The 19,265-nt window shown below is 32.5% G+C and carries 19 protein-coding genes; 10 read left to right on the forward strand and 9 right to left on the reverse strand.

The window, feature by feature from the left end; translation table 11 throughout:
* Window positions 1-232 precede the first annotated feature (232 nt).
* On the reverse strand, window positions 233-1,456 hold the full coding sequence (locus tag MWH28_RS07815; protein WP_248618774.1) for an NAD(P)-dependent malic enzyme: 1,224 nt from the start codon (window positions 1,454-1,456) through the stop codon (window positions 233-235).
* Window positions 1,457-1,730: 274 nt separating this feature from the next.
* On the opposite strand from MWH28_RS07815, the gene recQ reads away from it, so the two are divergent.
* Both recQ and MWH28_RS07825 read left to right on the forward strand, forming a co-directional pair.
* Window positions 1,731-3,830, forward strand: coding sequence for a DNA helicase RecQ (recQ, locus tag MWH28_RS07820; RefSeq protein WP_248618775.1), 2,100 nt, complete (start codon window positions 1,731-1,733; stop codon window positions 3,828-3,830).
* Entirely contained in the window at window positions 3,830-5,137 is a 1,308-nt protein-coding gene (locus MWH28_RS07825) for an amidohydrolase (RefSeq protein WP_248618777.1), read from the forward strand. Before recQ ends, MWH28_RS07825 begins: the two co-directional genes overlap by 1 nt.
* Before the next feature lie 140 nt (window positions 5,138-5,277).
* Here MWH28_RS07825 and MWH28_RS07830 read toward each other — a convergent pair whose 3' ends face one another.
* On the reverse strand, window positions 5,278-5,742 hold the full coding sequence (locus MWH28_RS07830; RefSeq protein ID WP_248618778.1) for a LysM peptidoglycan-binding domain-containing protein: 465 nt from the start codon (window positions 5,740-5,742) through the stop codon (window positions 5,278-5,280).
* A 208-nt stretch (window positions 5,743-5,950) separates the two neighbouring features.
* Here MWH28_RS07830 and MWH28_RS12975 point away from each other — a divergent pair, with 208 nt between their 5' ends.
* Window positions 5,951-6,616, forward strand: a complete 666-nt coding sequence (locus MWH28_RS12975) for a cell wall hydrolase (protein ID WP_248618780.1) — start codon at window positions 5,951-5,953, stop codon at window positions 6,614-6,616.
* Between the two features lie 183 nt (window positions 6,617-6,799).
* Window positions 6,800-8,281, forward strand: coding sequence for an apolipoprotein N-acyltransferase (gene lnt, locus MWH28_RS07840; RefSeq protein WP_248618782.1), 1,482 nt, complete (start codon window positions 6,800-6,802; stop codon window positions 8,279-8,281).
* Window positions 8,282-8,316: 35 nt separating this feature from the next.
* Here the strand turns inward: lnt and MWH28_RS07845 are convergent, their stop codons facing one another.
* The gene (locus MWH28_RS07845) at window positions 8,317-8,712 is read right to left on the reverse strand and encodes a hypothetical protein (protein ID WP_248618784.1); all 396 of its coding nucleotides are present in this window, start codon (window positions 8,710-8,712) and stop codon (window positions 8,317-8,319) included.
* Window positions 8,713-9,020: 308 nt separating this feature from the next.
* Here MWH28_RS07845 and MWH28_RS07850 point away from each other — a divergent pair, with 308 nt between their 5' ends.
* From MWH28_RS07850 to xerA, 5 genes are all read left to right on the forward strand, one after another.
* The gene (locus MWH28_RS07850; RefSeq protein ID WP_248618786.1) at window positions 9,021-9,659 is read left to right on the forward strand and encodes a thiamine diphosphokinase; all 639 of its coding nucleotides are present in this window, start codon (window positions 9,021-9,023) and stop codon (window positions 9,657-9,659) included.
* 37 nt (window positions 9,660-9,696) lie between these two features.
* Window positions 9,697-9,960: a 4Fe-4S dicluster domain-containing protein gene (locus MWH28_RS07855; RefSeq protein WP_248618787.1), complete on the forward strand. Its 264-nt coding sequence runs from the start codon at window positions 9,697-9,699 to the stop codon at window positions 9,958-9,960.
* A gap of 66 nt (window positions 9,961-10,026) precedes the next feature.
* The gene (locus tag MWH28_RS07860) at window positions 10,027-10,200 is read left to right on the forward strand and encodes a hypothetical protein (RefSeq protein WP_248618789.1); all 174 of its coding nucleotides are present in this window, start codon (window positions 10,027-10,029) and stop codon (window positions 10,198-10,200) included.
* 133 nt (window positions 10,201-10,333) lie between these two features.
* Window positions 10,334-11,218, forward strand: coding sequence for a tyrosine-type recombinase/integrase (locus MWH28_RS12980; protein WP_248618791.1), 885 nt, complete (start codon window positions 10,334-10,336; stop codon window positions 11,216-11,218).
* Between the two features lie 97 nt (window positions 11,219-11,315).
* The gene (gene xerA / locus MWH28_RS07870; RefSeq protein ID WP_248618792.1) at window positions 11,316-12,248 is read left to right on the forward strand and encodes a site-specific tyrosine recombinase/integron integrase; all 933 of its coding nucleotides are present in this window, start codon (window positions 11,316-11,318) and stop codon (window positions 12,246-12,248) included.
* Here the strand turns inward: xerA and MWH28_RS07875 are convergent.
* Window positions 12,245-12,703 carry a hypothetical protein gene (locus MWH28_RS07875; protein WP_248618793.1) on the reverse strand — a complete coding sequence of 153 codons (459 nt, stop codon included), beginning with the start codon at window positions 12,701-12,703 and terminating at the stop codon, window positions 12,245-12,247. The genes xerA and MWH28_RS07875 overlap by 4 nt on opposite strands.
* A 97-nt stretch (window positions 12,704-12,800) precedes the next feature.
* On the reverse strand, window positions 12,801-12,953 hold the full coding sequence (locus MWH28_RS07880) for a hypothetical protein (RefSeq protein ID WP_248618795.1): 153 nt from the start codon (window positions 12,951-12,953) through the stop codon (window positions 12,801-12,803).
* Between the two features lie 150 nt (window positions 12,954-13,103).
* Between MWH28_RS07880 and spoVB the strand changes: the two genes are divergently transcribed.
* Window positions 13,104-14,627 carry a stage V sporulation protein B gene (gene spoVB, locus MWH28_RS07885; RefSeq protein WP_345894761.1) on the forward strand — a complete coding sequence of 508 codons (1,524 nt, stop codon included), beginning with the start codon at window positions 13,104-13,106 and terminating at the stop codon, window positions 14,625-14,627.
* 149 nt (window positions 14,628-14,776) lie between these two features.
* Here the strand turns inward: spoVB and MWH28_RS07890 are convergent, their stop codons facing one another.
* The 4 genes from MWH28_RS07890 to buk all read right to left on the reverse strand — a co-directional run bounded on the left by MWH28_RS07890 (window position 14,777) and on the right by buk (window position 19,133).
* A complete protein-coding gene (locus MWH28_RS07890; RefSeq protein WP_248618798.1) occupies window positions 14,777-14,962 on the reverse strand; it encodes a type Z 30S ribosomal protein S14 in 186 nt (61 codons plus the stop codon).
* A gap of 196 nt (window positions 14,963-15,158) precedes the next feature.
* On the reverse strand, window positions 15,159-16,814 hold the full coding sequence (locus MWH28_RS07895) for a sigma-54 interaction domain-containing protein (protein WP_248618800.1): 1,656 nt from the start codon (window positions 16,812-16,814) through the stop codon (window positions 15,159-15,161).
* 262 nt (window positions 16,815-17,076) lie between these two features.
* Window positions 17,077-17,991 carry a bifunctional enoyl-CoA hydratase/phosphate acetyltransferase gene (locus tag MWH28_RS07900; protein ID WP_248618802.1) on the reverse strand — a complete coding sequence of 305 codons (915 nt, stop codon included), beginning with the start codon at window positions 17,989-17,991 and terminating at the stop codon, window positions 17,077-17,079.
* 68 nt (window positions 17,992-18,059) lie between these two features.
* Window positions 18,060-19,133: a butyrate kinase gene (buk, locus tag MWH28_RS07905; protein ID WP_248618803.1), complete on the reverse strand. Its 1,074-nt coding sequence runs from the start codon at window positions 19,131-19,133 to the stop codon at window positions 18,060-18,062.
* Window positions 19,134-19,265 lie beyond the last annotated feature (132 nt).

The following is a 19,265-nucleotide window of genomic DNA, read 5'->3' on the forward strand; positions in this document are numbered from 1 at the left end:
AAATCAATCAAAGTTTATTATCACAATGTTTCTCAAAAAACTTAAGCTTTTAAGAACTTGCTCTTATCCTTCGGGTTCTTTGAACCCTTCGTGATGAAAAAATCATCTCTTAGATTTTTTCTATCCATTGTAAATTGTTAAGCTATTTTGTAACTAAGCTTTACTTTAAATAAAAAAACAGTTATAAAACCGATCGGTTTTATAACTGTTTTGCTTTTTACTTAACCTCACCTTATTTTGCCATCAATTTTTTAGCGTTCTCTAATTCTGTATCATAATCGATCTCTATTCTAGCTACACCACTTTCAATAGCGGCTTGAGCTACTGCAGCAGCAACATGCGGGCCAACACGTTCATCGAACGGCTTTGGAATTACATAGTCAGGGGCCAACTTATCCTCAGTTACTAACTCTGCTAAGGCATAGGCTGCAGCTACTTTCATCTCTTGGTTGATATCTTTGGCCCTGACATCTAATGCTCCCCGAAAGACTCCAGGAAAAGCCATTACATTATTAACTTGGTTTGGATAGTCAGAACGACCGGTACCTACTATCTTGGCCCCAGCTTCAAAAGCATCTTCAGGCCAGATTTCAGGATCAGGGTTAGCCATTGGGAATAGAATTGGATCATCAGCCATATCTGTTACCATCTCTTTACTCAATACTCCTGCAACAGAAACGCCAATAAAGACATCTGCATCTACAATTGCATCAGCAAGGTTGCCTTGTTCCTGTTCTTTATTTGTCAATTCAGCTAACTCTTCTTTAGCTTCATCTAAGTTGTCTCGTCCTTGATAAATCAATCCTTTACTATCTAAGACTTTGATCTGTTGAACCCCTTCAGATAGTAATAATTTGATGATGCTTACTCCAGCAGCTCCTGCACCATTGACCACTACTTTAAGATCTTCCATTCTTTTATCAACTATCTTTAGAGCGTTTAATAGACCAGCTAAGGTAATGATAGCAGTACCATGTTGGTCATCATGAAAGATTGGAATATCCAATTCCTCTTTTAATCTTTCTTCAATATAGAAACATTCTGGCCCTTTGATATCCTCTAAATTGATTCCACCGAAAGTAGGTGCAATCTGTTTAACTGCTTTAATTAATGCATCTGAATCTGTTTCATCGATACAGATAGGGAAAGCATCAACACCACCGAATTCTTTAAACAAAACTGCTTTTCCTTCCATCACAGGCATTGAAGCTTTGGCCCCGATATCACCTAAACCTAAAACGGCAGTTCCATTGCTGACAACAGCTACGAAATTAGATTTATTTGTATACTCATAAATTTTTTCTTCATCCTGATCAATCTCTAAACAAGGTTCTGCAACCCCTGGGGAATAAGCAAGTGATAGATCAGTTTCATCATTAACTTCTACTTTAGTATTTACTTTTAATTTCCCCTGATTTTCCTGGTGTAATTTAAGTGCGTCTTCTTTTAAACTCATTTTTTATGCCTCCTTATTTTATCTTCTAAATTTAGATATTAGTTATTGCTATTTGTTTTCCTGCATTAATTACCAATTTTCTATTATAATTTTAATATAACCTATTGAGAAAGATCAATACTTTTAATTGTTGAATTTTAAAGAAGGAATTATTAGTGGCTAAGTTGAAATTAAGTCAGTGAGATCGTATAATTTGAACTAAATTTTCGAAGAATATGTAAAGGAATTATTAACTAATTAATCTTAAATTAGTTTTAGTTTAAGGAGTGGATTTATGTTAGAAGAGGCTAGAGAGATATTACAGGATTATTTTGGTTATCCGTCATTTCGAGAAGGACAAGAAGAAATTATTGAAAATATATTAGCCGGTAATAATACTTTAGGGATTATGCCGACTGGGGGAGGAAAATCACTCTGTTTTCAGATTCCATCACTCTGTTTATCAGGGGTTACGTTAGTAATTTCTCCTTTGATTTCATTGATGAAAGATCAAATTGATTCTTTGAGCACTTTAGGAATTGCAGCTACTTTTATTAATAGTTCATTGACTAGATTAGAGATTAAAGAAAGAATTGCTAAGACATGCGAGGGCCAATATGATTTACTATATATAGCTCCTGAAAGATTGCAATCTAAAGATTTTATTTCTCAATTACAAGCTACCGATATTTCTTTGCTTGCAGTTGATGAAAGCCATTGTATTTCAAGTTGGGGCCATGATTTTCGACCTAGTTATCGTTTGATTCCTAAATTAATAGCAAGTCTATCAAAAGAGCCGATAGTAACTGCATTTACTGCTACAGCAACTAAAGAAGTTAGAGCAGATATTAGTGATTTATTAGGAATTGAAGAAGAAAACACATATGTAACTGGTTTTGATCGCCCTAATTTAAAGTTTACTTCAATTAAAGGAGAAAATAAGAAGGATTTTATTGCAGAATATGTAGAAATTAATCAAGATGACTCTGGAATTATCTATGCAGCTACTAGAAAAGAGGTTGAGCAGTTAACTAATTTTTTAAGGAAGAAAGGCTTTTCAGCCGGTAAATACCATGCTGGCTTGAGCAATCAAGAAAGAAAAGCAGTTCAAGAAGAGTTTATCTTTGATGAGTTGAAGATTATTGTAGCAACCAATGCTTTTGGAATGGGGATTGATAAATCAAATGTGCGGTATGTAATCCATCATAATCTACCTCAGACTTTAGAAGATTATTATCAAGAAGCAGGGAGAGCAGGGCGAGACGGTGAACCGAGTGAATGTATCTTATTATTTCACCCTGCTGATACTAGATTACCTAAGTTTTTTATTGAAGAGTCAAATTTAAATCCTGAATTAAAGAGGCGCAGATATCAAAAATTACAGAAGATGATCGATTATTGCCATACCTCAAAATGCTTAAGGGAGTTTATTTTAGATTATTTCGATGATCAGCAGTCAGTTGATGGTTGTGATAATTGTAGTAATTGTAATGATCAACGGGAATTAGTCGATATAACAACAGAAGCACAAAAGATCTTATCTTGTGTCTATAAAACTGAACAGAGATTTGGAGTCACAACGGTTGCTTGTGTACTCAAAGGTTCTAAGCAAAAAAAGATATTAAATTTAGGTTTTGATCAACTATCAACTTATGGTTTATTACGGGACCATACTATTAAAGAGATTAAGGATTTGATTAATTTTTTAATTGCGGAAGGATATATCCAATTAACCAAGAGCAAATATCCTGTGACTAAATTAACTGATAAAGCTAAGTTAGTATTATCCGGAAATGAACAGGTATATTATAAGGTTAGAAAGAAGATTAAAAAGATTACTGCAAAGAATTTGTTATTTAATATCTTACGAGAATTCAGATCCAAATTGGCTAAAGAAGAAGATTTACCACCTTATGTCATCTTTCATGATAGTACTTTACAGGAGATGGTTCAGCGAAAACCAGTTACCAAAGAAGGTATGTTAGAGGTTAAAGGGGTTGGCCCGGTTAAATTCAAACGCTATGGTAAGTTATTTTTAGAAAAGATCAAAGAATTTAAGACTCGAGAGGCTTCTAGTCAAGAGGTAGCAACTACAACTGATACTCCAAGCCATTTGATAAGTTATAATTTATTACAAGAAGGAAAGAGTTTATCGAAAATAGCTGATTTAAGGGATCTTGCTCTAACAACGATCCAAAGTCATCTGGTTCGTTCTTTACAGGAAGGGTTTGGATTGGATGTTGATCGATTTATTTCACAAGAAGAGAAAGAATTGATTAGAAAAAAGATAAAAGAAGTAGGAGCAGAACGTTTGAAACCATTAAAAGAGATATTACCTGACGAGATAAGTTACTTTCAGATTAAATTAGTACTTGCTACAGAAGGGGAAGAATAATGAAAAAAACTAAATTAAAAAGAAGGGTCTGTCAAGTAATTGAAGAGCATAAAGAAGAAATATTCGAGATCAATCAGCAGATTTATGATTATCCTGAGCTGGGCTATAAAGAATCTTTTGCTACAGAACTGATAGCTGAACAATTGGCTGATTTAGGGCTTGAGGTTGAGAGAGATTTCGCTTTAACCGGCTGTAAAGCAACAATTGCAAGCCGAGAGGTTGGCCCTAAGGTTGCCGTTTTAGGGGAATTGGATGCAGTAATTTGTAAGGAACATCCAGATGCTAAACAAAAGACAGGGGCCGTTCATGCTTGTGGACATAATATTCAACTGGCTACTATGTTAGCTGTAGCGATTGGACTAACGACTACAGAAGTAATTGAAAATTTAGCTGGCAGTGTAGAGTTTATGGCAACACCTGCAGAGGAATATGTAGAGTTGGAGTATAGAGGGGAGTTGGCCCGGGAGAAGAAGATTAAATTTTTTGGTGGAAAGCAAGAATTGATCTATCGTGGTGAGTTTGATGATGTAGATCTTGCTATGATGATTCATTCATTGGATCTAGGGGCCAACAAAGCTTTAATCGGTGGAACGGGTAATGGTTTTATTGGTAAGAAGGTGAAGTTTATTGGGCAGGAGTCCCATGCTGGTTCAGCTCCAGAAGAAGGGGTCAATGCTTTAAATGCAGCTATGTTAGCTATTTCTAATATTAATGCTCAACGTGAGACCTTTGCTGATCAAGACAGGATTAGGGTTCATCCGATCATCACAAAAGGTGGCGATATGGTCAACGTTGTTCCTGCTGATGTAAGGATGGAGACTTATGTTAGAGGAAGGACGATTGATAGTATTTTGGATGCTAATCAAAAGGTCGACAGAGCTTTGCAGGCAGGGGCTATGGCTGTGGGAGCCGAGGTGGAAATTTCTGATCTGCCTGGTTACTTACCTCTATTAAACAATGAAGCATTAGATCAACTTTTTGTCGATAATTTAACAGAATTCATTCCGCAAGATACTATCCAATACGGATCAGATTTTTCCGGTTCCTTTGATTTTGGTGATCTATCCCATTTGATTCCGACTTTACATCCTTTCTTTGCAGGAGTTAGTGGTGCTTTACATACTCGTGATTTTAGCTTAGAGGATCGAGAGCTAGCAATCATTACTCCAGCTAAGGCGATGGCTACAACTATTATTGATCTCTTATTTGATCAAGCTAGTTTGGCTGAAGAGATTATTACAAATTTTGAACCGACGATGAGTAAAGAAGAATATCTTGATTTACAACGAAAGATTTCAAATGAGTAAAAACTAGGGCAAACAATTTTAGTTGCCCTAGTTTTTTATTGTTTATTAAATTATGGGATTGTGGATAGTGTTTGTTAGTTTTACTTAAACTTAATCATAAACTTAAACTAAGTTGCCTTCGGCAACTTTTTATCTTTTAGTTAAAATGGAGATGGAACACACAATACATCACCAGTATAAATAATTTCTGGGTTTGTGATGTGGGGGTTGGCCCGAATTAGACCAGCTAAGCTGACCCCAAAACGGCGAGCGATATTCCACATGGTATCACCTGCTCTAACAGTGTAACGTGACTCGTATCCTCTAGGACACTCTGCTGGAACTCTTGGTGTTACATCTGGAGGTGGTGGAGGTGGTTCTGGTAAACAGAGCACATCGCCAGGAAATAGAACATCTGGGTCAGGAATATGTGGATTAGCAGCGATTAGACCTTCTAAACTGATTTCAATGCCACGCCTTTGTAGGCGTCGTGTTATATTCCACATGGTATCTTCGGGCCTCACTGTGTATAAAACTCCAAAGCGAGGTGGACAAAAATCAGGAACTCTTTGTTGTAGATCTGCTTCATTTGGATTGGAGCGGGGGCAATCTCTATAATTTCCCATCTAAAATTCCTCCTTTCATTATTAATTGCTTTTTATCAGTTTATGCAATTAACTATAAGATGGTGTTATTTTCTAAAACAATAATTTCTAATGAAATTTGTAAGGAAAGATGATATATTTATAACTAATGATATATACTCTATTCTAATATTCAAACTCTAAATCAAGGTACATAGTCGCACTATTAAAAGAGAAAGGAAATCTGCCTATGAGAAAAAAACACTATAAACTAATAGCTAGCTTACTAGTATTTGCGATTTTATTTCCATTTTTATCAGGATTTGTTTTGGTTGCACCTGCTTATGCTTCTGAAGGAGGATTAAGTTCTTTAACAGAGAATCAAGGGTTTTTATCAGTTGTGCAAAGTTTACTTATGTTATTCTTCTTTTCTTCATTTACTGGTGATAGTAGTAATGAAGATTATATCGAAGACTCATATGAGTCAGCTGCTAGTGATGAAGAACCGGCTGAATCTAGTTATCAACGTTTGTATGTAACTTCTGAAGAGCGTGATATTTTAGCTAGAGCTGTTTATTCAGAAGCTAGAGGAGAACCTTTTAAAGGGCAGGTAGCAGTAGCAGGAGTTGTTATTAATCGAGTTGAAAGTCCAGAGTTTCCTAATGATGTTGAAGGGGTTGTATTCCAACAAACTAGTGGAGGACATTATGCCTTTTCTGCAGTCTTGGATGGACAAATTGACTTAACTCCAGATGAAGATGCTTATGAAGCGGTAGATTATGCTTTAAATGGTTGGGATCCATCAAATGGGGCTCTTTATTATTACAATCCAGTTACAGCTACAGCACAATGGATGTTCGATAATATGGTAACTGAATCAGTGATTGGAAGTCATCACTTTGGAAATGTAAGATGATAGACTAAGTCCTAAGATTAAGTTTGAGTTTAAGTAAAATCATTAATAAATTATATAATTTTGAGTAGAACGAGTGGTCAATTGACTGCTCGTTCTTTATATTAAAAATAAAAGAGGAAAATAGCAATCAATCGGGAATTATTAAATAATAGAATTAATTTTCGAAAAGAAAGGATATTTATTATGAAATATTTCTTAGCAATTTTGTCAGGTACTTTATTAGGATTACCATTTTATAAAGCTGAATTGTTCTTTTTAGCTTGGATTGGTTTGGTTCCTTTTTTATTTTCCTTAGCAGAGGAGAACAAAAAAGAATCATTTTTCTTAGGATGGTTAATGGGTTTAACTTTCTTTGGTATTGGTGGAAAGTGGATAATTTATCCGCTGCTTGATTTTAGTGGTTTGCCTATCGTAGTTGTTCTTTTGGTTTTTGTTTTGGCACTATTTATTCTTGCTACTTTTTTGGGTTTGTTTGCAATTATATTAAAGTTATTAGAGGCTAGATTTAACTTGCATTATTTATTGCTTGTGCCTGTCAGTTGGACAGCGATTGAATATTTACGAACAATTTTTTCTTTTAGTTATCTATTTGGTTTTCTTGGTTATTCACAAAGTCTTCTTCCTGAGCTAATTCAGCTAGCAGAGTATGGGGGAGTTTATTTAGTTACATTTATAATTGTAATAGTTAATACGTTATTATTTTTAGCTATTAAGGAGAAAAAAGCTCATTATATTTTAATTAGTCTATTGATTGTTGGCTTAGTTTTTTATCAAGGGAGTTCAAAGTTGGCCCAACCTGTTGCTGAAAAAGGGGAGTTGGCTGTAGGAATAATTCAACCTAATATCCCTCAGCAAATAAAGATGGATCCTGCATATCAAGACTTAATTGCTGAAAGGTTATTGGAATTGTCAAATCATGAGATAGAAGAGAATAGTCCAGATTTGTTAATTTGGCCCGAAACTGCTATATTAAGGACTTATAATGAAGAACAAAAGATACCATTTGATTTTATTGAAGAGACTCCTTTGTTTTTTGGAGGATTTATTAGAAGTAGTGAAGGAAATTTAAACAGTAGTTTTTTAGCAGATGCTGATGGGAATATAATGACTAGTTATAGTAAAATGAACTTAGTTCCTTTTGGTGAATATACTCCATTTGCCGAAGTGATCCCTGATAGTATGCTAGGCAATTTAAACAACTTAGTACCAGGTATAGAGAAAGAAAAATTTGTATTTAATGATTTTAGTTGGGTCAGTCCAATTTGTTCGGAAATTTTAAATTCTTCTTTGGTTAGGAGCTTAGATCCTGGTTCCGATTTATTAATTACCATTGCTAATGAAGCTTGGTTTGGAAAGAGCAATCTACCATTCCAAATGATTCAAGCAACTATCTTTAGAGCAGTTGAACATAATTTTCCAATCATTAAAGTAGGGAATACAGGAATCAGTGCTGTTGTTAGTAATCAAGGTGAAATCCTGACTAAAACTGAAACTTTTAAAAGAGATTCTAAAACCTTTGATTTAACAATACCTACTAGGAAAACGACTTTATATCATAAATATGGTGATTTATTTGGTTTAATAAGTTTAGTAGTTACTTTGATTTTAGTAGGAGTTATTTGTTTTGAAAGATTTAATGCACATTATATAACCAAAGAAAAATAACACTCTTTAAAGAGTGTTATTTTTTTAAATTAGCTCTAAATTATTTTCTTAGCTTCTTCTTGATCAACAATATTATGTTCTAATTTGTTATTTTGCTTTTTAGTCTTTAATTTATTAAGCCCTCCAATTAAGATGCTTACAATTGTAATAACATTAGTGAAGATAATAATTAAAATTGCAGTTTGCCCTAAGGTTATATCATTTAAATCTGTTAATTGATCAATAGTTAATAAATTCAGATTAGTTAAAGTAGCAATTAAAACAAGTAAACTTGAAACATAAATAAAACTATTAGAAATAAATCTAAATAATAAATTCAAAGAATTTTGTGTATTGGTTTTATCTTTATTAAAGAAGTTTTTAAGAAGAATTATAGCTTCTATAAGTACTATAAATATAAAAGAAACACTAATAATAAATTTTGTATTCATTAAATCATCCCCTTTTATTGTTTGTTAATTACATTTTAACATATTATTAGTTTTTTTCAATAGTAATTCTATTTTAAACCAATAAAAGTAAAATGAATAAGTGTGTTATTATAGAAAATATTAGCTAAAAAGAAGCAATATAAGAATACAAAGTTAATAATTATTTGGTTGATTAGTTTGTAATTTCAGTAGTTATTTGATATAATTTTTGGTAATAATCAATTAAAATTACTTATATTAGAATTTAAATAATAACCACTGAATCTAATCTATTAAGTAGCTTTATTATTGAAAAGAGGGCTGGTTTAATGAAAAGAGCAATTGTTTTTATCAATGGGAAAATGAAAGGAAAGAAAGAATTTTATCTAAAATATATCCAAAAAGAAGATAAGGTTTTTTGTGCTGATGGTGGAGCTAAGCATACTTATAATTTGGGGTTGATGCCAGAGTTAATCTTGGGTGATTTTGATTCGATCTCTAAAGAAGTGTTGAGTTATTATCAAAACAAAGGGGTTGAATTGAAGAAGTATCCGTCTGAAAAAGATAAAACTGATACTCAGCTTTTATTAGAACTTTTATCTAAAAGAGGGTTTCAAAAAGTAATTATCTTTGCTGGATTAGGGGGTGGTCTAGATCATATTTTAGGAAACTTATATTTATTAGAAAAGTTTTCTGAGCTTGATCTTGATATAAGTTTAGTTACTCCTTCAGAAATAATAGAAGTGATTACTGAACAAAAAGTAATAAAGGATCAACAAAACAAGCGGGTATCTTTTTCACCATTGACATCTAAAGCTACAGGGATAGATCTAACAGGTTTCAAATATCAGTTAAAAAATGGAGTAATGGTTAGAGGGAATACACTAGGTTTAGGAAATTTTATTGTAGAAAAGGAAGCTACAGTTAAATTAAAGACTGGTAAATTACTTATGATAATTCGCACTTGATTAATCAGAATATTATATAATAAAAGTGAGGGGAGTTATGGCTGATTATTATACTGGAAGAACTAAGGATGGAGCAAAATACAGATTAATGTTTGTTTCTGGAGTTAATTGGGATAAGTGTGTAGGATGTGGAATCTGTATTAAAGTTTGTGCCAATAAGATTTTGAAATTTGTTAATACTGAGAAAGGAACTAAAACAACAGTTGTTAATCGAGGTGATTGTCTAGGAGAGGGGCATTGTATTAAATTATGTCCTAATAACGCAATAAACTATGAATTTCTTGAAAAAAACAAAGCCTAAATTAGTTTTATTTTGGTGTATATAATACTTTGTTTAGGTAATAACTAATATAGGGGGTAGGTGTACATGAAAGAATGTGTGTTAGAGCACAAAGCATGTGAGTATTGTGGTGAATGTTTACTTTGTGATATGAACTCTAATAAAAAATGTGATAACTGTATGAAATGTATTGAGGGTGAATCTAATTATAGAGGGATTAAAATAGATGAAGTTCAGTATGATGAGCCGCAATCTAATTAAGCTGATCGTTTAACCCAAGAAATAATTTATGGATCCATAAATTATTTCTTGGGTTGTTAGATTAAAATAAATACAACTTTTAAATTTAGTGTTTTTAATAAACTAAAATATATTATAGAGGAAGTGTAATTTAGTGTATGTTTATAGGTTATATAATAAAGATAAAGAAATTATTTATGTAGGAAAGACAACATTAAAAATTTATAAAAGAATTTGGACTCATTTTTCTAATCTCAAAAAATATGATGAAAGAGGATTATGGAGAAAAGAAATACGATTTTTTGATTATGCTAAAATAAGAAATAAATATGAATTAACAATGTATGAAATTTTTTATATAAATAAGCATAAACCAGTATTTAACACTAAAAATAAATTCAACTGCAAATTAACACTTGAGTTAGAAAAACTTAATTTCTCAAGTTTGAAGAACATTAGTGAATTAGGTATAGATATAAAATATTATTTGGAATTATATAACCAAAGACAAATAAAATTTAACCTTAACAAGAAAACATTTAATATAGAAAACAAAAGGAAGTTAATTGATAAAATAGATAGTAATTATTCAGAACTTTTTCAATTAATAAGAAAAAACATAAATGAATTGAATTCTAATTCATTTTACAAAACAAGGGATTTATTAGTTGTTAAACTGGCATTTTATGCTGGATTAAAAACCTCTGAAATAGCTTCTTTAAATTGGAGTGATATAGATATGAAAAACAGAGTAATAAACATTCGCATTAAAAATAGTAATTATATTATGCCAATGCATTTGGAAATAAAAAATGAAATTGAAAGCTATTTGAATAATAGTGACAATAATAATAAAGCAGTTGTAATATCAAATCGTAATAATAGAATCAGTATAAGAACAATACAGAAGATGATAAAAAAATATAGTTCAAATGATTTAACACTTAATAAAATCCGAAACATATTCAAAAAAGAAATTTTTAGATTGACTAGTAATAAGAAATTGGGGGAGGAAATTATCAATCATAAAACTAACTGACATAATACTTCACAAAAGATACATTTTGTGCATTGATATAAAACATTGAAATAAATATGTAAAAATAATATAATTTATAAAGGGAGGTCTTCAATTAATGAAAAACATAAAATATAAACAAGCCGTTAAAAGTTTTTTAAAGTATTTAATAGCAGAACGTGGTTATTCTGAATTAACTATTAAAGAGTATGAACTTGATTTAAACGTATTTGCTAGATATTTAAAAAAAGAGTTTGATTGTTCTGAGAAAAAATTAACAATTGATGACATTAATGAATTTCAAATTTCTGAATTTTTAGGTGATATTATTTTAATTAAAGACAACTCAGCTGCAACAAGAAATCGTAAGTTATATAGTTTGCGTTCTTTTTTTAAATTCTTAAAAAAGAAAAATTTAATAGAGAAAAACCCAGTTGATTCAATTGAACCAACTAAAACAAAATTAAAATCTGAACCAATTTACCTTAGTTATAAAGAAATAAAGGAATACCTAAAAGCAATTAAAAATTATGATTCTAAAAATAAAAATCGAGATATAGCAATCATTAAAACTTTCCTTTATTGCGGATTACGTATTTCTGAATTAGTAAGCTTAAATGTAAATGATATTAATTATCAAGATCAATCAATTAAGTTTTATGGAAAAGGTAATAAAGAACGTTATGTTCCATTACATCAAGAAGTTATTGCTGCTATAAAAAATTATTTACCAGATCGCAAGCAAATTACTCCTAGTAATGCTGATGCTAAAGAAGCTCTTTTTCTATCTAATCGTGGCAATCGAATCAGTACCCGAACTGTTCAAAAGATGGTTAAAAAATATGCTAAAAAAGCAGGGATTAAAAATGCTAACCAAATAACGCCTCATAAATTACGACATACCTTTGCTTCGATTTTATATCGAAAAACAAAAGACTTGCGTGTGTTACAAGAATTATTAGGCCATAGTGACATCTCCACAACTCAAATTTACACTCATACAGATAAAGAACAGCGTAAGAACGCTGTCCAACAAATGCCCGAGCTTTAATTTGAATTTTCTTTAAAGATATCTCCTAAGGCGGTTTCATATTCAGTTAGATTGCGATTAGCTATCCATCTAAGATCATTTAGTTCCTCTTCTCTTTCCCAGTCCTCTTCCCTCTTTTCTCTTTGCTTTAAAGTCTCTAATTCCATCAAATGTATGTTAAGCATATTAATTTCTTCTTTAATCTTATCTAACGGGCCAACATCGGAAGTTCGATATTGTTCACGAATGAACCTGATCTCTTTTTCATCAGGAAAGTTTTCAACTAAATAGTAGTTAAGTTTGTTTAAAGTTAGCATTGTTGATAATAGTTCATTTCCTTTTTCTAGCAACTCATCATCTTTATAATCTTGGTGGATAATATCATTTGATAAGTCTATCATCTGTTGTAATAAATCGAATTGCTGATCCATTAGTTGATCATAATCCGCTGTTTTATCTGCTGACTTTAACTTCATTCTTTCACCCCTTCAATATTGGTATCATATTCTCTAAAAATTATTTTATCCAACCTAGTTAATCAACATACATAAAAATATCGAATAAGTAAGTAGGTCAAAATTCATCTTTTAACTCATTATCTACAATCAGTAATTTATATATTTCTTTTAACTCATCCTTTTCAAAGTCTGTTATTTGATTATTATCCTTTTTCGCTTTTAAATTCTTGGCTATTTTAATTAATCTCTTAACCTCATCCTCCTTCATTTCTCCTCCCCCTTATCAACTTTATTTTATCACTAATATTATATTGAAGGTAAAATATTTTTGTTACTTTTAATACTTTAAGAGCCAATAAACTATATATTAATAAATACTAGAAAAAGGAGTGACTACAAAATAAAACAACATTCATTAATTAAGGGAGCTTTTATTTTAATGATAGCTGGATTCTTCAATAGAGTATTAGGCTTTATCTTAAGGATGATCTTAGTTAGAGTAATTGGAGATGAAGGCTTAGGATTATTTCAGATGGTATTTCCTGTTTTTATAACCTGTTCTATTATTACTACAATGGGACTACCAGTAGCTATCTCTAAATTTACCTCCCAAGAAATGGCTAATAATAAATACCAGACAGTTTTAAAAAATTTCAAATTAGCACTTTCTATAGTAATAGTTAGTAGTATCGTAATGGTCTTTGTTTTCACTAATAATGCTGAGTTTATAGCTAACAATCTATTAAATGACCCTAGAACCCATTCTATTTTACTTGCAGTTGCTCCAGCACTCTTTTTTGTCAGTATCTCTTCAATTTTACGAGGTTTTTTCCAAGGGTTAAGGATTATGACTCCAACTGCTTTATCACAGATAATAGAGCAGATATCAAGAATGTTTGTAACTTTATTTGTATTATATAAATTACTTGATGCACCACTTCAGTTTCAAGCAACTGGAGTAGCAATGGGAGTAACCGTAGGAGAAGCAGTTGGTTTTCTAACATTATTGATAATTTTCTTCTTTTATCTACCTGAAATAAGAAAGAAGCAACAACAGACTGCTACTAAAACAAACTTTACTTTAGTTAAGAAATTATTGAAATTTGGAGTACCAATTACCTTAGGTCGGCTTGTAGCTTCACTAATGTATAGTGTAGAAGCAGTAGCTATTCCTGGGAAGTTACAAGAGATAGGTTATAGTATTTCAGAAGCTACATCATTATATGGTCAACTATCAGGAATGGTATTACAATTGATTTACTTACCAACAATCATCACAGTCGCGTTAATGTCAAATTTAGTCCCTGCTATCTCTGAATCAATCGCTCAAAATAATCACCAAGCAGTCAGAAGAAAGTCTCAAGAAGCAATTAGATTAACACTTTATTTAGGTTGGCTAGCAGTAATCATCTTATTTTTAGTACCCCACGAAATTACTGATTTAATCTTTAATTATCCACAAGCAGGTGATTATTTAAAATTATTAGCTATACCGGCTATTTTTATGTACTTATCTCAAATATTTGCTGGAATTATTCAAGGATTAGGCACACCTAATTTAGTAGTTAGAAATTCAATTGTAGGATTAGCAGTTGAATTAGCTATTATTCAATCAGTTACTCTTGTCCCCCAACTAGGGTTTAATCTAATGATTTTAGCAATTGCAATTAGATATGTCATTATATCTCTTTTACATTACAGATCAATTAATCAGCGAGTTAAGTTACAGATACCAGTCATCAATCTAATTCTCAAACCCATTCTAGCCAGCAGCTTGGTAGTGGCTATTTTACCACAGGTTTATAAGTTGATTCATTATATGTCTAACAATGATCTAATCAGCTTAGCTGTTTCAATTACGTTAAGTAGTAGCTTTTATTTTACTTTTTTAGTTCTAACTAATGGGATAACTAAAGAGGACTTAGAACGATTGAAACCGTAAAATGAGCTGTGCTCATTTTAGTTTGAGTCTAAGTCTAAGTTTAAGTAAATCAAATAACAAAAACTCTTCTCAGTAATTGAGAAGAGTTTTTGAGTTCTACTTATACTCAAACTTAAACTTAGCCTAAAGTTGTCCTAGGACAACTTTATTTACCAGCTTGCTTTTCTCACACCAGGTAACTTACCTTGATGGGCCAACTTCCTAAAACAGATTCTACAAAGCTCAAACTTACGCAAGACACCGTGTGGTCTTCCGCATTTCTTACAACGATTTTCCTCTCTAGTAGAAAATTTAGCTTCTTTGTTTGCTCTTTCAATCTTTGCTTTACGAGCCACTGTATACCTCCTTCCACCTCAATTGATAATTCACAATTCACGATTTACAACCAAGTTCAAAATATTAAAACTCGATATTTAAGGGGCTGAAAATAATCTTTAAATCTATTTATCATTAAAAAGAATCATTAAACATATGACTGTTTATCAATTATAGCACAACTTTAGAACAAGTTTAAGTAGTAATTATTACAATTTAGTTGAGGTTAAATTTATCCAGTTTGTAATATAGATTTCTAACCGAGATATCTAACAACTCTGCTGCTTTAGTCTTATTTCCATCAGTCTTGCTTAAGGCAGACTTAATTGCCCTCTTTTCAGCTGTAGCAACCACTTCTTGTAAAGTCTTGTCCTTAACTTCAACCTCAGAAATAAGCTCATTCTGTGTCTGGTTAAATTTTTGTTTGCTATTTTTGAGTACAGGTAAATGCTTAACAGTAATTATCTCTTCGTCCCGTCCTAAATTAATGATTGTTCTACCAATTATATTCTCTAATTCTCTAACATTGCCGGGCCAATCATACTCCATCAACCGTTCAATAGCTTGTAAAGAAATATCCTTAACTAATTTTCCATATTTTTGAGTATACTTTCCTAGTAACATCTTGACTAATTTAGGGATATCCCCTTTCCTATCAGCTAAAGGAGGGATAGAGATGGGAACAACATTAATCCGATAATATAGATCTTCTCGGAAGTTGCCTTTTCTAACCTGTTCTTTTAAATCAACATTGGTCGCTACAATGACCCGCAGATCAATACTTTTAGGTTCGGTACTACCTACCTTCGTGATCTCATTTTCTTGTAAGACTCGCAATAGTTTAGCCTGCAAATCAAAGTCTAATTTCCCTATTTCATCTAAAAAGATTGTTCCTTCATCTGCTTCTTCAAATAGTCCCTTCTTGCCCCCTTTTTTGGCTCCGGTAAATGCTCCTTCCTCATAACCAAACAACTCACTTTCCAGTAAAGAATCAGAGATTGCAGGACAATTAACACTAACAAATGGTTTATTCTTTCTATTGCTTGCATTGTGAATTGCATGAGCAAACAACTCCTTCCCTGTCCCGCTATCTCCTTGTAATAAGACAGTAGCAGGAGTCTTAGAAGCTTTCTTAGCCTTTTTAATGGCCAACTTCATCTTTGGAGTAGCTCCAATGATATCGGCAAAAGTATACTTAGCTTTTAAATCTCTAATCATCCGTTTAGCTTCTGATAACTCTCGACTTAACCGCCGGATTTTGGATATATCATGAATCACCCCTACACTACCTTTTAATTGACCATCAACTATGATTGGAGAAACATTAACGATTACTTCCTTACGTTGCGGGCCAACCTTCATCGGTACTCCCGAAACTGGCTTGCGTGTCTCTAAAACCTTAAAGTGCATACTATCTCCCTCAGCAATATCAACAGTAGCAGGTTTTCCAAGCACATCCTCCTCACTTAATCCAGTAATTCGGGTATAAGCTGGATTGATCATGATTCCTTTACCAGTTTCATCGACTACAGAGATAGCATCTTGGGTAGAATTAATAATTGCTTCTAACATAATTCTTATTTCTTTTAAATCGGTTAAATTCTTTGTTTCAGCCACAGTTGCTAATAGTAATTCCATCACTTCAGGGCCAACAAAATCAAATTTAGCTTGAGATAGTTCTAATTTCTGCTCTAAAATATTTCGCGTGACAGTAGAGAAAACGAGGTTGATTCTTTCTAAATTCAAATTAAGTTCTTCAATTTGAGCTAGAGGAGTTATAGCTTCTAATTCAATATTTGAATTTTCACTAAATTTATCGATTAAAAGATCAATATTAGCCTCTTGCTGGTGGATGAATACTGCTTCTTTCACTTAAAGACTACCTCCTTACAGGATAATTAATCTAAAATAAAACTTTATTTATATAAAGCCTAAGTTTAAGGCTGAGTAAATGGTTTTTATTACGAAGGGTTTTTATAAACCCGAAGGTGAGTTTAAGTCAACCCTTTAGAAACATAAGGGCTTAGCTCTTACTTAGACTTAGACTCAAACTTAATCTATATCCTATAATTTCTAGCTCAAGATAAATAATCCTCTTAAAAGAAGAAAGTTGCCTAGTAATGGCAACCTTAGGTTAAATCTCTTTATTTAATTTAGCTAATGTAAATAATTTACCCAATACAATTGAATAAAACTTTGTTCTAGAACTATCAGCCCGTGAAGTAAAGACTAACGGTACCTTGCCACCAATAACTAAACTGGCAGCTTCCAGATTAGAATAAGTAATTAAAGACTTATATAATACATTACCTGCTTCAATATTAGCAGCCAACAATATATCTGCTGCTCCAGCTACGGGACTAGTAATCCCTTTCTCTTCTGCTGCTTCTCGACAGATAGCATTATCTAGGGCCAACGGCCCATCAACGATAGCTCCTGGTATCTGTCCTCGATCAGCCATCTTAGCTAAGGCAGCTGCTTCAATAGTCGCTGGCATAGCTGGATTTACTGCTTCTACTGCAGCTAAGGCTGCTACTTTACTCTCAGCTACTCCTAAAGCCTGGAACAACTCAACAGCATTATTGATCAATTCCACTTTATCATCTAGGTCAGGAGCAATATTTATCCCCGGATCAGTGATAGCCACTATTCTACCTTTTTTAGCAAGGTTAATCAATGTTACTGTACTGAACAATCGATTTTGGCACATATCATATTTCTTATTTAATAAAGCCCTTAACATGACCTTAGAACTTATCAAACCTTTCATTGGAAAATCAGCTTCTCCTTGTGCAATTAACTCGATTGCCCGGTGGGCCGATTCATTTTTAGAGTTAGTAGCAATTATCTGTTGCGGTTTATAATTAATCCGTTTAGCTTCTGCTTTGATCTTATCTTCATCTCCAATCAAGATTGGTTCAACTATCCCTAACTCTACTGCATGCCTAACACTTTCTAAAACCGTCTTATTTTCTGCAGCAGCTACAGTTAATTTCAAAGGTGGACCTTCTTTTGCCTGTTTAATTAATTCTTCAAAATTCTTAATCATTAAAATCCCTCCTCCTTTTTGTAAATGTTGCTTTAATGGTAGACTTAGCCTTAATCTCAACCTTAAACTTACTTATAAATCTTTGCTTCCTCTCTACCACTTAAAACTCGCCAAGCACCTTCCGCTAAAGCTTTTAATTCATTTTCGCCAGGATAAATCTTAACTGGGGCCAAAAACTCAACCCTTTCTTTAATCAATACTGTAAACTTTTTAGAATAAGCAATCCCTCCAGTAATCACAATTGAATCTATCTGCCCCTTTAAAACAGTACTAGCAGCTCCAATCCATTTAGCAACCTGATAAGCCATTGCTCGATAATAAAGATCAGCTTCTTGATCTCCATTGTCAATCATCTCTTCTATCTCTTTAACATTAGAAGTACCACAATATGCTGTTAATCCCCCTTGGCCCACAATCATTTTATATAGTTCAGTTGGGCTATATTCTCCAGAAGAAGATAATCTCATTAAATCTCCGGTTGGTAGAGTACCACTTCTAGCTGGAGTAAAAGGCCCTTCGCCATCTAAAGCATTATTGACATCGACTACTCGACCTTGCTTATGAGCACCAATGGAAATACCTCCTCCAAGATGAGCTACAATCAAGTTAAGCTCTTGGTAGTTGGCCCTTAATTCATCAGCTGCTTTTCTGGCCATAGCCTTTTGATTTAAGGCATGAAAGACTGACTTGCGTTCGAATTCAGGATGACCTGAAACTCTAGCAATATCTTCAAACTCATCAACGACTACTGGGTCTACAATATAAGCTGGAATATCATACTCCTTTGCGATCTCTTGAGCAATCAATGCCCCTAAATTTGAAGCATGCTCGCCATAACTTCCAGCCTTTAAATCTGTTAACATCTGTTGATTAATTATATAAGTCCCTCCAACAAGTGGTTTTAATAAGCCACCGCGAGCTGAAATTGCATCTATATTTTCAAGATCTATTCCCTCTTTTTGTAAAGCAGTTAAGATCACTTCTTTTCTAAATCTAAATTGTTCTATTGTTTTATCAAAGTTCTTAAGTTGAATAGGATCATGTTCAAGATTAAACTCTAATTCAGATTCTTGATGATGATAAATTGCTAATTTAGTAGAAGTTGAACCAGGATTAATTGTTAAAATTCTAAACTTCTTCATTTCTTCTCCCTCCTTAATAGCTAATAGACTATGTAGGACTTAACTATTGCAATTAATGTTCCATTCTTCTAAATTTTCAAAAAATTATTAACTTTCAATCCGTGATCCTTGCTATAACAGTAAGGATTAATT

The sequence above is a fragment of the Natroniella sulfidigena genome (assembly GCF_023223645.1).
Classification (GTDB): domain Bacteria; phylum Bacillota; class Halanaerobiia; order Halobacteroidales; family Halobacteroidaceae; genus Natroniella; species Natroniella sulfidigena.

What these genes read in the sequence shown, in the direction of transcription:
- MWH28_RS12975 (WP_248618780.1), top strand. Translation starts at nt 5,951, where the DNA reads ATGAGAAAAAAACACTATAAACTAATAGCTAGCTTACTAGTATTTGCG.
- MWH28_RS07875 (WP_248618793.1), bottom strand. Translation starts at nt 12,703, where the DNA reads ATGAAGTTAAAGTCAGCAGATAAAACAGCGGATTATGATCAACTAATG.
- MWH28_RS07815 (WP_248618774.1), bottom strand. Translation starts at nt 1,456, where the DNA reads ATGAGTTTAAAAGAAGACGCACTTAAATTACACCAGGAAAATCAGGGG.
- MWH28_RS07830 (WP_248618778.1), bottom strand. Translation starts at nt 5,742, where the DNA reads ATGGGAAATTATAGAGATTGCCCCCGCTCCAATCCAAATGAAGCAGAT.
- MWH28_RS07900 (WP_248618802.1), bottom strand. Translation starts at nt 17,991, where the DNA reads ATGATTAAGAATTTTGAAGAATTAATTAAACAGGCAAAAGAAGGTCCA.
- recQ (WP_248618775.1), top strand. Translation starts at nt 1,731, where the DNA reads ATGTTAGAAGAGGCTAGAGAGATATTACAGGATTATTTTGGTTATCCG.
- buk (WP_248618803.1), bottom strand. Translation starts at nt 19,133, where the DNA reads ATGAAGAAGTTTAGAATTTTAACAATTAATCCTGGTTCAACTTCTACT.
- MWH28_RS07825 (WP_248618777.1), top strand. Translation starts at nt 3,830, where the DNA reads ATGAAAAAAACTAAATTAAAAAGAAGGGTCTGTCAAGTAATTGAAGAG.
- MWH28_RS07880 (WP_248618795.1), bottom strand. Translation starts at nt 12,953, where the DNA reads ATGAAGGAGGATGAGGTTAAGAGATTAATTAAAATAGCCAAGAATTTA.
- MWH28_RS07855 (WP_248618787.1), top strand. Translation starts at nt 9,697, where the DNA reads ATGGCTGATTATTATACTGGAAGAACTAAGGATGGAGCAAAATACAGA.
- MWH28_RS07860 (WP_248618789.1), top strand. Translation starts at nt 10,027, where the DNA reads ATGAAAGAATGTGTGTTAGAGCACAAAGCATGTGAGTATTGTGGTGAA.
- lnt (WP_248618782.1), top strand. Translation starts at nt 6,800, where the DNA reads ATGAAATATTTCTTAGCAATTTTGTCAGGTACTTTATTAGGATTACCA.
- xerA (WP_248618792.1), top strand. Translation starts at nt 11,316, where the DNA reads ATGAAAAACATAAAATATAAACAAGCCGTTAAAAGTTTTTTAAAGTAT.
- MWH28_RS07845 (WP_248618784.1), bottom strand. Translation starts at nt 8,712, where the DNA reads ATGAATACAAAATTTATTATTAGTGTTTCTTTTATATTTATAGTACTT.
- MWH28_RS07850 (WP_248618786.1), top strand. Translation starts at nt 9,021, where the DNA reads ATGAAAAGAGCAATTGTTTTTATCAATGGGAAAATGAAAGGAAAGAAA.